The sequence below is a fragment of the Pseudomonas sp. yb_9 genome (genome assembly GCF_043103635.1).
Lineage (GTDB): Bacteria > Pseudomonadota > Gammaproteobacteria > Pseudomonadales > Pseudomonadaceae > Aquipseudomonas > Aquipseudomonas monteilii.
Map to the genome: position 1 here is coordinate 1 of NZ_JBICKA010000059.1, position 12,147 is coordinate 12,147.

At 62.9% G+C, this 12,147-nt stretch carries 10 protein-coding genes and 1 pseudogene; 5 read left to right on the forward strand and 6 right to left on the reverse strand.

Annotation, left to right across the window (positions count from 1 at the left end):
- Positions 1 to 270: 270 nt before the first annotated feature.
- Positions 271 to 1,038 (forward strand): hypothetical protein, encoded by a 768-nt coding sequence (locus tag ACF8MI_RS16975; RefSeq protein WP_104835351.1) that lies wholly within the window; start codon positions 271 to 273, stop codon positions 1,036 to 1,038.
- A 67-nt stretch (positions 1,039 to 1,105) separates the two neighbouring features.
- Here ACF8MI_RS16975 and ACF8MI_RS16980 read toward each other — a convergent pair whose 3' ends face one another.
- Together ACF8MI_RS16980 and ACF8MI_RS16985 are read right to left on the reverse strand one after the other, a co-directional pair.
- The gene (locus tag ACF8MI_RS16980) at positions 1,106 to 1,588 is read right to left on the reverse strand and encodes a GAF domain-containing protein (protein WP_060498725.1); all 483 of its coding nucleotides are present in this window, start codon (positions 1,586 to 1,588) and stop codon (positions 1,106 to 1,108) included.
- Positions 1,589 to 2,476: an ATP-binding protein gene (locus tag ACF8MI_RS16985; RefSeq protein ID WP_200929177.1), complete on the reverse strand. Its 888-nt coding sequence runs from the start codon at positions 2,474 to 2,476 to the stop codon at positions 1,589 to 1,591.
- Positions 2,477 to 2,552: 76 nt separating this feature from the next.
- On the opposite strand from ACF8MI_RS16985, the gene ACF8MI_RS16990 reads away from it, so the two are divergent.
- A complete protein-coding gene (locus ACF8MI_RS16990; protein ID WP_200929176.1) occupies positions 2,553 to 4,910 on the forward strand; it encodes an ATP-binding protein in 2,358 nt (785 codons plus the stop codon).
- Here the strand turns inward: ACF8MI_RS16990 and ACF8MI_RS16995 are convergent.
- Together ACF8MI_RS16995 and msrB are read right to left on the reverse strand one after the other, a co-directional pair.
- Positions 4,900 to 5,388 (reverse strand): glutathione peroxidase, encoded by a 489-nt coding sequence (locus ACF8MI_RS16995; RefSeq protein ID WP_200929175.1) that lies wholly within the window; start codon positions 5,386 to 5,388, stop codon positions 4,900 to 4,902. The two genes, ACF8MI_RS16990 and ACF8MI_RS16995, sit on opposite strands and share 11 nt — an antisense overlap.
- Positions 5,389 to 5,401: 13 nt before the next feature.
- The gene (msrB, locus tag ACF8MI_RS17000) at positions 5,402 to 5,797 is read right to left on the reverse strand and encodes a peptide-methionine (R)-S-oxide reductase MsrB (protein WP_060498721.1); all 396 of its coding nucleotides are present in this window, start codon (positions 5,795 to 5,797) and stop codon (positions 5,402 to 5,404) included.
- 167 nt (positions 5,798 to 5,964) lie between these two features.
- Here msrB and ACF8MI_RS17005 point away from each other — a divergent pair, with 167 nt between their 5' ends.
- The gene (locus tag ACF8MI_RS17005; RefSeq protein ID WP_019099440.1) at positions 5,965 to 7,176 is read left to right on the forward strand and encodes a pyridoxal phosphate-dependent aminotransferase; all 1,212 of its coding nucleotides are present in this window, start codon (positions 5,965 to 5,967) and stop codon (positions 7,174 to 7,176) included.
- A 448-nt stretch (positions 7,177 to 7,624) separates the two neighbouring features.
- Positions 7,625 to 8,512 (forward strand): protease HtpX, encoded by an 888-nt coding sequence (gene htpX, locus ACF8MI_RS17010; protein WP_016500929.1) that lies wholly within the window; start codon positions 7,625 to 7,627, stop codon positions 8,510 to 8,512.
- A 94-nt stretch (positions 8,513 to 8,606) separates the two neighbouring features.
- Here the strand turns inward: htpX and ACF8MI_RS17015 are convergent, their stop codons facing one another.
- Entirely contained in the window at positions 8,607 to 9,257 is a 651-nt protein-coding gene (locus ACF8MI_RS17015; RefSeq protein ID WP_060498718.1) for a thiopurine S-methyltransferase, read from the reverse strand.
- Positions 9,258 to 9,367: 110 nt separating this feature from the next.
- Here ACF8MI_RS17015 and ACF8MI_RS17020 point away from each other — a divergent pair, with 110 nt between their 5' ends.
- Entirely contained in the window at positions 9,368 to 10,135 is a 768-nt protein-coding gene (locus ACF8MI_RS17020) for a class III extradiol ring-cleavage dioxygenase (RefSeq protein WP_104835353.1), read from the forward strand.
- Between the two features lie 90 nt (positions 10,136 to 10,225).
- On the opposite strand, the pseudogene ACF8MI_RS17025 reads toward ACF8MI_RS17020, so the two are convergent.
- Positions 10,226 to 11,939 (reverse strand): annotated as a pseudogene (locus ACF8MI_RS17025) (DEAD/DEAH box helicase).
- Between the last annotated feature and the right edge of the window lie 208 nt (positions 11,940 to 12,147).

Genomic DNA, 12,147 nt, shown 5'->3' on the forward strand with positions numbered 1-12,147 from the left:
CTGCTGGCATTACTGCCTGCTTTCACTCCCTGCCGCGTTTCGCTGTGTGCTTTACGCTGCAAGTGGCGCGCATTCTAGGGATGGTTCAGAGGTGCGTCAACCCCTTTGTAGAAATTTATTTAAATCAATGACTTCCGGCTGGAGGAAGGTGCAGATGCGGGGCGGGTTGTCGATATAGAGAGAAGCCAGTGTCGGCATATAGCCGCTGTTCGTCCTCCGGCGAACTCACTACACTCAAAGCTGTAATTCTTCTTCAATGAGGCATTAACGGTGACACCACTTCTGATCACCCTGCTCATCGTGGCGGGCATCGCGTTGCTGATCGTGATCGGCTACCTCAACAATGTGGTCGAGAACGGCAAGATCGAACGCGTCCGGACAAGGATCGAGCTGGCCGACCGCCTGCGCCGCTGTGGCGAAATCACCGAGACCTTCCCCGGGCAGTTCATGACCCCGGCCCTCAAATTGCTGCTGGCCCGCCTGGAGCTGAACCTCAACCAGCGCCAGCTGGCGGTGGACAAGCACAACCCCGAGCTGAAGGCGCGCATCGCCGAACTGGAGGGGTTGATTGCCCAGGGCGACAAGATACCGGTGAACAACCCGCCCAACCCGATCCACACCGAGGTCAAGGCCAAGGACGTGCGCTTCTTGCTGGAGGCGATGCACAACCAGGTAACCCGCGCCGCCCAGGAAGGCTTCTTGCCAGCACCCGAGGCCAAGCACTGGGTCAAGGAAATCCGCCATATCCTGGTGCTGTTGCATATCGAGTTCTTCAACAACCTTGGCCAACAGGCCCTGCAAAAGAACCAGCCGGGCCAAGCGCGCCTGGCGTTCGAGCGTGGCGTGCAATACCTGCGCAAGCAGCCGGAGCCGAAGGTGTATGAAGAGCAGCTGACGTACCTGGAAAAGCTGCTGGCCCGGGCCAACGCCCAGGTGCTGGACCGCATGGCACCGGCGGAGGATGAGCACAACGCACTGACAGACGGGCTCAAGACCGATGAGGAAGAGACCTGGAAGAAGAAGGTGATGTACGACTGATGCGTTAACCTGTGCTGGCCTCTTCGCGGGCATGCCCGCGAAGAGGCCAGCACAGACAGCACAATAGTCAGCAGTCTGTCAGCTCCAGAAAGATCGCCGCCAACCGCTCCAACCCCGCCTGATCCGCTTCACTGAAACGCCCAACCTTCGGGCTGTCCAGGTCCAGCACCCCGATCAACCTGCCTTCTTTCACCAACGGGATCACCAGCTCGCTGTTGGACGCGCTGTCACAGGCAATGTGCCCAGGGAACGCATGCACATCTTCCACCCGCTGGGTTTGCCGGGTGGCTGCCGCCGCCCCGCACACGCCCTTGCTGAACGGTATGCGCACGCACGCCACCTGGCCCTGGAACGGCCCCAGCACCAGCTCTTCGTTGCGATTGAGGTAGAACCCCGCCCAGTTCAGGTCGTCCACCTGGTTGTACAGAAACGCCGAAAACTGCGCGGCATTGGCGATGAAGTCACGCTCGTCGGCAAACAGCGCCTGCACTTGCGCCGCCAGCAGGTTGTAGCCGTCGAGGCCGGCGCCACTGGCATTGAGGTCGATCATTTACTTTTGCTCCAGCAATTGCAGCCCGACCCAGTAGCGGGCGAACTGATAGGCACAACGGCCATTACGGTTACCGCGGCCGGTGGCCCAGCGCACGGCGAGGATGTCGAGTTCTTCTGTACGCTGCCACGCAAGCCCCGCAGGGCGCGCCAGCTGGCCGATCCAGTGTTCGACCACATTCAGGAAGTGGTCTTGGGTAAACGGGTAGAACGACAGCCACAGGCCAAAGCGGTCAGACAAGGCGATTTTGTCTTCCACGGCTTCGCTGGGGTGCAGCTCGCCGTCCACGCGCTTCCAGTTCTCGTTGTCGCTCTCTTTCTCCGGCACCAGGTGGCGGCGATTGGAGGTGGCGTACAGCAGCACGTTGTCCGGAGCCTGCTCCAGCGAGCCGTCAAGCACGCTTTTCAGCACCCGGTAGTCGCCCTCCCCCGCTTCGAACGATAGGTCGTCGCAGAACAGGATGAAGCGTTGCGGCAGCTTCTGCAGCTGCTCGACCACCCGTGGCAGGTCCGCCAGGTGGTCGCGTTCGATTTCTATCAGGCGCAGGCCGGCGTCGGCATGTTCGGCCAGCAAGGCACGTACCAGCGACGACTTGCCAGTACCGCGCGAGCCCCACAGCAATGCGTGGTTGGCCGGCAGGCCGTTGATGAACTGGTGGGTGTTGCGGCCCAGCTGGTCGCGCTGTTTGTCGACACCGATCAGGTCGGTCAGGCGGATATCCAGGCTGACGTCCAGCGGCAGCAGGTAACCACTGCGGCCATCGCGCTGCCAGCGGGCGGCCAGGGTGACGCCCCAGTCGATGTTCGGGCGCTGTGCCGGCAACAGGGGATCGAGGCGCGCCAGTACCGATTCGGCGCGGTCCAGGAAAGCAATCAAGCGAGCGTCCATGACGACTCCTAACAAGACAGGTGAGATTTCCAGCTGAATGTGTGACAGGCCCGCCAGCTGCCGGGGCTATTCGGCTATGCTTGCGCAGCGCAAGGGACGTGAAACCGGCTCGGGACTCATGGATATCAAGTTCACCAATCGCCTGTCATACAAGCAAGCCCGGTTGACAGTCCTGGTCGGCTTCATCCTGGGAACATTGCTCAGTCTCATCCAGATCGGCATCGATTATGCCAGCGAAGACGCGTCCATCAACCGCGAAGTGCGCGCGTTGCTGCAAATCAGCCACAACCCGGCCTCGCGCATCGCCTACAACATCGACGCGGAACTGGCGCTGGAGCTGACCCGTGGCCTGCTGCAATCGCCGGCCATCATCCGCGCGCGGTTGATCGACAACAACGAAACGGTGCTCGCCGACGTCGAGCGGCCCAGGCTGGAGGACCGCTACCGGCCACTGAGCGACTTTCTGTTCGGTGAACAGCGCCAGTTCAAGGAGCGCCTGTACCTTACCCACATGCCCGAGGAATACCTCGGCACCCTGTACCTGGACGTCGACACCTACGCCTTCGGCAGCCGCTTCCTTGACCGCGCCGGCATCACCCTGCTCAACGGCTTTGCCCGCAGCCTGGTGCTGACCGGCATCCTGCTGGCGTTGTTCTACATGATGCTGACCAAGCCACTGGTGACGGTGATCGGCGCACTCAGCGGCAGCGACCCGCGCAACCCCCGGCAAACCCGCCTTGAATGCCCACACGGGCACGAACACGACGAAATCGGCGTGCTGGTGAAGGTCGCCAACCAGCAGTTCGTCAGCATGGCCACCGAGATCGAACAACGGCGCACCGCAGAAAACCGCCTGACCCAGTACCTGAACGAGCTGGAAGACATCGTCTCGGCACGCACCAACGAGCTGAAAGCCAGCAACAGTAGCCTGAGCCTGTCCAACCAGGAGCTGGAACAGGCCCGCAGCCGCGCGCTGGACATGGCCCAGGCGCGCGCCGCCTTCCTGGCCAACATGAGCCACGAAATCCGCACCCCGCTCAACGGCATGCTCGGCATGATCGCCCTGGCGCTGGACAACCCGTCGCCCAGCGAGCAACGCCAGCAACTGGCGATTGCCCACGACTCGGGCAAGGTGCTGGTGGAACTGCTGAACGATATCCTCGACCTGTCCAAGTTCGATGCCGGCCAGCTGGAGCTGGAGCGCATTGCGTTCGACATGGGCTCGATGGTGGAAGACACCGCCAACCTGCTGTCGCAGAACACCTCGCAAAGCGTAGAGCTGACCTGCCTGATCGCCCGCGACTTCCCCAGCAGCGTGCTCGGCGACCCCACGCGGGTACGGCAGATCGTCAGCAACCTGCTGTCCAACGCGCTCAAGTTCACCCGCTTCGGCCGTGTCGACATACGCCTGGTGACGATCGTCGGCGGCGTGCGCCTGGAGGTACGTGATACCGGCATTGGCATCCCCGAAGAAGCCCAAGCGCGGATCTTCCAGCCATTCACCCAGGCCGGTGCCGGCATCACCCGCCAGTACGGTGGCACCGGCCTGGGCCTGTCGCTCACACGCAACCTGTGCAAGGCCATGCAAGGTCACCTGCACATTCGCTCCGAGCCAGGCTTCGGCAGCTGCTTCACGGCCGAGCTGCCATTGCCGGTGCACACCGAAGCCATCCCGCCGACACCGCTGCATGGCCGGGTAGCCGCGCTGAGTGCAGCCGGTAGCGGGCTTAATGAGCTGTTGCAGAACCTGCTGCCCGCCTGGGGCCTGGCCTACCAGCGCCATGACAGCAGCGCCACGCTGGACACCACAGCGATCGACCTGCTGATCACCGACGACGTGGACCACCTGTTCGAACTGCGCCCGGCACTGAAAACGCCGATTCTGCTGGTAACCGCCTACGGCAACTTCCTGCCCAACGAGCAGTCGCTGGCCTTGGCGCCCTTGCATCAACTGGCCCGGCCTTTGGCACGTAACGCCCTGTACCAGACGCTGCGCCGCACCTTGCAAGGCCATGAGCCCGAGCACCCACTGGCCACCCCGGCCATTAGCCTGGAGCAAGGGCGAGCGCGGATTTTGCTGGTAGAAGACAACCCGGTGAATCAGCTCGTGGCCCAAGGCATGCTGGCCAAGCTCGGCTGCCAGGTGCAGCTGGCCACCCAGGGCGCCGAGGCCCTGGAAATGCTGGAGCAAGGTGAATTCGACCTGGTACTGATGGACTGCAACATGCCGGTCATGGACGGCTATGAAGCCAGCCGGCGCATCCGCCAGAGCGGCCGCTGGCCACACCTGCCTATCGTTGCGCTCACCGCCAACGCCATGCCCGAAGAGCGCGAACGCTGCCGGGCGGCGGGCATGAGCGACTACCTGGCCAAGCCGTTCCGCCGTGAAGAGCTACTGGCCCTGGTCGACCACTGGGTGCCCTTCAACGGCTGAGCAAACGCTCGATATCCGCTTCCAGGGCCTGCGGCTTGGTGGTGGGCGCGTAACGCGTGACCTGGCCGCTGGCGGGGTCGACCAGAAACTTGGTGAAATTCCACTTGATCTTCTGGCTACCCAGAATGCCCGGGGCGCGTTGTTTGAGCTCGACGAACAGCGGGTGGGCGCCCGGGCCGTTGACCTCGATCTTGCGAAACAGCGGAAAGCTCACGCCGAAGTTGCGCTCGCAGAACTGCGCAATGTCCCGTGCATCGCCCGGCTCCTGCTTGCCGAACTGATTGCACGGAAAGCCCAACACCACCAGGCCGCGCGCGCGGTAGGCCTGCCACAGTTGCTCAAGGCCCTTGTACTGCGAGGTAAAGCCGCACTGGCTGGCGGTATTGACCACCAGCAGCGCCTTGCCCGGGAAGTCGCCAAGCTTCTTGTGCTCGCCGCCCAGGGTTACGCAGGGGATGTCCAGCATCGATCCAGCCATGGTCGGGCTCCGGTCAGTCGCGTGGGCGCAAGTCGATGCACACCGAGTTGATGCAGTAGCGCAGGCCGGTCGGTGGCGGGCCGTCGGGGAACACATGGCCCAGGTGCGCGTCGCAGCGGGCGCAGGTAACTTCGGTGCGGATCATGCCGTGGGAGGTGTCACGGATCTCGATCATCGCGCTGTCCTCGATCGGTGCATAAAAGCTTGGCCAGCCGCAGCCGGAATCGAACTTGGTCTGCGCATCGAACAACGCCAGGCCGCAGCAGATGCAATGGTAGATACCACCGCGGCGCTCGCTGTTGTACTTGCCGCTGAACGGCCGCTCGGTGCCCTTGAGGCGGCATACCCGGTACTGCTCGGGGTCGAGCATCGACCGCCATTCATCCAGGGTTTTTTCGATCTTTTTCATGCAGGAACCTCGGCAGGCTGAATTTCACCCCACACCGTCTTTTCCGGGGCGCGGGTGGCACGTATATTAGTTGGCTTCGTGTGCCAGGCGTTCAGTCTGGCACCCGCTTCCTGCCGTTTCAAACCTTTCGGCGTGGGTGGCGTGTTTTCTCATATCGGGATCCCATCATGCAGTTCAGCAAATCGAACAAGCTCGCCAATGTCTGCTACGACATTCGCGGCCCAGTGCTCAAGCACGCCAAACGCCTGGAAGAGGAAGGCCACCGCATCCTCAAGCTGAACATCGGCAACCCGGCGCCGTTTGGCTTCGAGGCGCCGGATGAAATCCTCCAGGATGTCATCCGCAACCTGCCCACCGCGCAAGGCTACAGCGACTCCAAGGGCCTGTTCAGCGCGCGCAAGGCGGTAATGCAGTACTGCCAGCAAAAGGAAATCGAAGGCGTCACCATCGAGGACATCTACCTCGGTAACGGCGTGTCCGAGCTGATCGTCATGTCGATGCAGGCGCTGTTGAACAACGGCGACGAAGTGCTGATCCCCGCCCCCGACTACCCGCTATGGACCGCCGCTGTGAGCCTGGCCGGCGGCAAGCCGGTGCACTACCTGTGCGACGAGCAGGCCGACTGGTTCCCCGACCTTGAAGACATCAAGGCCAAGATCACCCCGAACACCAAGGCCCTGGTGATCATCAACCCGAACAACCCGACCGGCGCGGTGTACTCCAAAGCGCTGCTGCAGGGCATGCTGGAGCTGGCCCGCCAGCACAACCTGGTGGTGTTCTCCGACGAGATCTACGACAAGATCCTGTACGACGAAGCCGTGCACATCAGCACCGCCTCGCTGGCCCCCGACCTGCTGTGCCTGACCTTCAACGGCCTGTCCAAATCGTACCGGGTGGCGGGCTTCCGTTCCGGCTGGCTGATCATCTCCGGGCCCAAGCATCACGCGCAAAGCTACATCGAAGGCATCGACATGCTGGCCAACATGCGCCTGTGCGCCAACGTGCCGGCCCAGCATGCCATCCAGACCGCGCTGGGCGGTTACCAGAGCATCAACGACCTGGTGCTGCCGCCAGGCCGTTTGCTGGAACAGCGCAACCGCACCTATGAACTGCTCAACGACATCCCCGGCGTGAGTTGCGTGAAGCCGATGGGTGCGCTGTATGCGTTCCCGCGTATCGACCCGAAAGTGTGCCCGATTCTCAACGACGAGAAGTTCGCGCTTGACCTGCTGCTGTCGGAAAAGCTGCTGATCGTGCAGGGTACGGCGTTCAACTGGCCGTGGCCGGACCACTTCCGCGTGGTGACCTTGCCGCGGGTGGATGACCTGGAAGCGGCGATTGGCCGGATCGGCAATTTCCTGCGGACTTATTCGCAGTAGGGTTCGACGGGATTGTTGGGGTGGCGCGGAGATTGAGCGCCGCCCGCGCGGCGCATCGCGAGCTGCGCTCGCTCCTACGTTTGTTTCGGGCCAATTATGCCTGTGGGATTTGCTCGCGTACGCCTTGGCGCATGGCGCTATATCGCGTCGTTCACACCAGGCGGTCGCGCGCGCCTGTCACAGGCGTTACTGGCCCGAAACAAACGTAGGAGCGAGCGCAGCTCGCGATGCGCCGCGCGGGCGGCGCTCGATCCCAACGCCAACACATATCCGAAGGCTTGCACCTTTTCTTACATCCTGCAACGCTCTATCCCACAGCCCCCGCGCCATCCTCTGCCATACTCCGCAGTACACAGTTTGAAATAGTCGCCCGATTGAATCGGCGCGGCAGGCCCCTTATATACCCCGCAGTAAGCGACAATTCATCCGTCAGGAGAACGTAACAACCATGATGCGCATTCTGTTGTTTGTGGCCACCAACCTCGCGGTGGTGCTGGTTGCAAGCATTACCCTGAGCCTGTTCGGTTTCAACGGGTTCATGGCGGCCAACGGGGTCGACCTGAACCTCAGCAGCCTGCTGGTGTTCTGCGCCGTGTTCGGCTTTGCCGGCTCCTTGGTCTCGCTGTTCATCTCCAAGTGGATGGCGAAGATGACCACCGGCACCCAGATCATCAGCCAGCCGCGCACCCGCCACGAGCAGTGGCTGCTGCAAACGGTCGAAGAGCTGTCCCGTGAAGCCGGCATCAAAATGCCCGAGGTGGGTATCTTCCCGGCATACGAGGCCAACGCCTTCGCCACCGGCTGGAACCGCAACGACGCGCTGGTGGCCGTGTCCCAGGGCCTGCTGGAGCGCTTCTCGCCCGATGAAGTGCGGGCAGTGCTGGCCCACGAGATCGGCCACGTGGCCAACGGCGACATGGTCACCCTGGCGCTGGTGCAGGGCGTGGTGAACACCTTCGTGATGTTCTTCGCGCGCATCATCGGCAACTTCGTCGACAAGGTCATCTTCAAGAACGAAGAAGGCCAGGGCATTGCCTACTACGTGGCGACCATCGTTGCCGAGCTGATCCTGGGTATCCTGGCCAGCATGATCGTGATGTGGTTCTCGCGCCGCCGCGAATACCGCGCCGACGAAGCCGGTGCGCAACTGGCCGGTACTTCCGCCATGATCGGCGCCCTGCAGCGCCTGCGCGTGGAGCAAGGCCTGCCGGTGCATATGCCTGACACCATGAAGGCCTTCGGCATCAACGGCGGCCTGAAGCACGGCCTTGCCGGGCTGCTGATGAGCCACCCGCCGCTGGAAGACCGTATTGAGGCCCTGCGCCGCCGCGGTTGATCCAACGGGTAATGCAAAAAGGGCGACTTCGGTCGCCCTTTTTTGTGTATGCCTGTACCGACCTCTTCGCGGGCCGGCGAAGGCTACACATCTGTCAGCGGATTATGCGGTACACCCGCTCCAAAAGGCTGGATGCCCCAGCCTGCAAAAACTTCGGGCTTTCCTGAATAAGCTCCGCAACCTCAAGCTCTTCCACCTGCCACCCGGCCAACCCCTGCCGCACCTCTTCATCCCCCACCGAAAACGGCGGCCCGTCCAGCAGCGCCTGGTCATAATCCAGCGTCACCAGCAGCCCCCGACAGCTCACCGGCAGCGATGCGGACAAAGCCTCCACGTACTTCACACGCATCTGCGGCGGCAGCGCAATCAGCGCCGCCCGATCATAAAGCCCCATGCAGTCGCCAATGTCCTGTGCACGCAACGCGAAGAAATCGCCACACCACAGCTCGACGTCACCCTGGCGCCATACCTCGAATGCGCCTTGCTGACGCACCTCGGGTTCAAGCCCGTGCTCACGGAAGAAATCCTCCACCGCCCGCCGCGACAGCTCCACGCCCAACACGCGATACCCCTGCCCCGCCAGCCAGGCTAGGTCCAGGCTTTTGCCGCACAGCGGCACCAGCACGCGGCTGCCTGGCGCCAGGCCCACTGCTGGCCAGTGCGCTTGCAGGTAAGGATTGACCTGCCCCTGGTGAAAGCCGATCTGGTTGTCGGCCCACCGTTTGTGCCAGAACGCTGGCTCCATGGTTGCTCCTTGTTTATCGAGTAAACCGATAGAAAACGCGTAAAACTTGCGATGGAAATCGATCAGTTTCTGATCGAAGATGAGTGCATCTTAACCTTCAGGACCTCGCCATGCTGCCCAGCCTGTTCATCTCCCATGGTTCCCCCATGCTCGCCCTGCACCCAGGTGCCAGCGGGCCGGCCCTGGCCGGGCTGGCCAATAGCCTGCCAAGGCCGAAGGCCATCGTGGTGGTGTCGGCGCACTGGGAAAGCCGTGAACTGCTGGTGACCAGCAGCGCGCAACCCGAAACCTGGCATGACTTCTACGGCTTCCCACCGGCGTTGTACGCCGTGCAGTACCCGGCGCCGGGCGAGCCTGCGCTGGCTGCCAAGGTAAGCGAACGGCTCACGAAAGCCGGCCTGCCGGCCCGGCTGGATGCGCAACGGCCATTCGACCACGGCGCCTGGGTGCCGTTGTCGCTGATGTACCCGGATGCGAGCATTCCGGTGGTGCAGGTATCGCTGCCCAGCCGCATGGGGCCGGCGCTGCAGGTGAAGGTAGGCCAGGCGCTGGCGGGGCTGCGTGGCGAAGGTATTCTGCTGATTGGCTCGGGCAGCATCACCCATAACCTGGGCGAGCTGGACTGGCACGCCGGGCCGGATGTGATCGAGCCTTGGGCACTGGCATTCAGGGACTGGGTGGTGGAGCGGTTGCAGGCAGATGACCAGGCGGCGCTGTTGGATTACCGGCAGCAGGCGCCGCATGCGGTGCGCAACCATCCCAGTGATGAGCATTTGCTGCCGCTGTTCTTTGCCCTTGGGGCTGGGAGCAAGTTCGGGGTGGTGCATCAGGGGTTTACCCTAGGCGCGCTGGGAATGGACATTTATCGGTTTGACTGACGGGCCTCTTCGCGGGTAAACCCGCGAAAGGGCCGACACAGGCAAAAAAAATCCCCAGCCAAGGCCGGGGATTTTTTCATTGCGCCAGGATCAATCCTCGCGGTAGCGACGCAGCTTCAGCTGCTTGCCAGCCACGCGGGTGTCCTTGAGCTTGGACAACAGCTTCTCCAGGCCATCTTCCGGCAGCTCGACCAGGCTGAAGCTGTCGCGCACCTGAATACGACCGATGGCGTCACGGGCCAGGCCACCTTCGTTGAGGATCGCACCCAGCAGGTTCTTGGCAGCGATGCCGTCACGGGCACCCAGGGCAGTACGGCAACGCACACGGCCTTCGGCCAACGGCATTGGCGCACGGCGCTCACGGTCGCCACGATCTGGGCGCTCGCCACGCTCACCGCGCTCGGTACGCTCGCCACGCGGAGCAAAACTAGGCACCAGCGGCTGCTCACGCTCTACCGCCGCCAGGTCCAGCGCCTGGCCATTGGTGGCCTTGCGCAGCAGGGCCGAAGCCAGGGCACGGGCACTGCAACCCAGGTCGGTGGTCAGGCGGTCAAACAGGTCGCCGTGGGTGGCTTCGGCTTCGGCTACCAGCGGCGCCAGGCTCGAAGTCAGCTTCTTGATGCGGGCATCCAGCACGGCCTGGGCATTCGGCAGGCGGGCTTCGGCTACCTTCTGACCGGTCACACGCTCGATCACCTGCAGCATGCGCCGCTCACGCGGGGTGACCAGCAGCAGCGCGCGGCCATCGCGACCAGCACGGCCGGTACGGCCGATACGGTGTACGTAGGACTCCGGGTCGTACGGCATGTCAACGTTGAATACGTGAGTGATGCGCGGTACGTCCAGACCACGTGCAGCGACGTCGGTGGCGACGACGATGTCCAGGCGGCCATCCTTGAGCGAGTCGATCACGCGCTCACGCTGGTTCTGGGCGATGTCGCCGTTCAGCGCGGCAGCCTTGTAGCCCTTGGCTTCCAGCGCGGCGGCCAGGTCCAGGGTGGCTTGCTTGGTGCGCACGAAGGCGATCAGCGCGTCGAACTCTTCCACTTCCAGCAGACGCAGCACAGCCGGTATCTTCTGGTCGGCGTGGACCATCAGGTGGGCCTGCTCGATCGCGGTAACGGTCTGGGTCTTGCTCTGGATCTTGACGTGCTTGGGCTCACGCAGGTGGCGCTCGGCGATCGAACGGATCGACGAAGGCAGGGTTGCGGAGAACAGCACGGTCTGACGGGTAGCCGGGATTGCGTCGAAGATCACTTCGAGGTCGTCCATGAAGCCCAGCTTCAGCATCTCGTCGGCTTCGTCCAGTACCAGGTACTGCACGGTCGACAGGACTTTTTCGTCACGACGCAGGTGGTCGCACAGGCGGCCTGGGGTGGCCACCACGATTTGCGCGCCGTTGCGGATTGCACGCAGCTGTGGGCCCATCGGGGCACCACCGTACACGGCAACCACGTTCACGCCTGGCATCTGCTTGGCGTAGGTTTCGAAAGCGGTAGCAACTTGCAGCGCCAACTCACGGGTTGGCGCCAGGATCAGGGCTTGCGGTTCGCGCTTGCTCACATCGATCTTGTTGAGGATCGGCAGGGCGAAGGCAGCGGTCTTGCCGGTGCCCGTCTGCGCCTGGCCGATCATGTCGTGACCGGCGAGGATGATCGGGATCGATTGTTGCTGAATGGCGGACGGCTCTTCGTAGCCGGTCGCCAGAACGGCAGCAACAATATTCGGATTAAGATCGAGAGCGGCGAAGCCGCCGGTTTCCTGGGTCATGGGTCTGCCTCTAGGTGCATCCGCAAAGACCCATGCTCCAAAGCTGCACATGCCTTGAAAGACCGTCAGGTCACCCAGGCAGCTTTGGCGGCGGGGATTTGCGAAAACGATTGAAAAAGAAAACGTGGGAAGGTCCGCCTAGCGGACGTGCAGCCGAAGCTGGACTCGGAGGATTTGCACCACCTGATTTTGAGGTCCGCTAAAAGACCGGCGCGTACTATACCCGAAATCGTGCAGGGACG

What these genes read in the sequence shown, in the direction of transcription:
- ACF8MI_RS17015 (WP_060498718.1), bottom strand. Translation starts at nt 9,257, where the DNA reads ATGGAGCCAGCGTTCTGGCACAAACGGTGGGCCGACAACCAGATCGGC.
- ACF8MI_RS16990 (WP_200929176.1), top strand. Translation starts at nt 2,553, where the DNA reads ATGCTTGCGCAGCGCAAGGGACGTGAAACCGGCTCGGGACTCATGGAT.
- htpX (WP_016500929.1), top strand. Translation starts at nt 7,625, where the DNA reads ATGATGCGCATTCTGTTGTTTGTGGCCACCAACCTCGCGGTGGTGCTG.
- ACF8MI_RS17005 (WP_019099440.1), top strand. Translation starts at nt 5,965, where the DNA reads ATGCAGTTCAGCAAATCGAACAAGCTCGCCAATGTCTGCTACGACATT.
- ACF8MI_RS16980 (WP_060498725.1), bottom strand. Translation starts at nt 1,588, where the DNA reads ATGATCGACCTCAATGCCAGTGGCGCCGGCCTCGACGGCTACAACCTG.
- ACF8MI_RS16985 (WP_200929177.1), bottom strand. Translation starts at nt 2,476, where the DNA reads ATGGACGCTCGCTTGATTGCTTTCCTGGACCGCGCCGAATCGGTACTG.
- ACF8MI_RS17020 (WP_104835353.1), top strand. Translation starts at nt 9,368, where the DNA reads ATGCTGCCCAGCCTGTTCATCTCCCATGGTTCCCCCATGCTCGCCCTG.
- msrB (WP_060498721.1), bottom strand. Translation starts at nt 5,797, where the DNA reads ATGAAAAAGATCGAAAAAACCCTGGATGAATGGCGGTCGATGCTCGAC.
- ACF8MI_RS16995 (WP_200929175.1), bottom strand. Translation starts at nt 5,388, where the DNA reads ATGGCTGGATCGATGCTGGACATCCCCTGCGTAACCCTGGGCGGCGAG.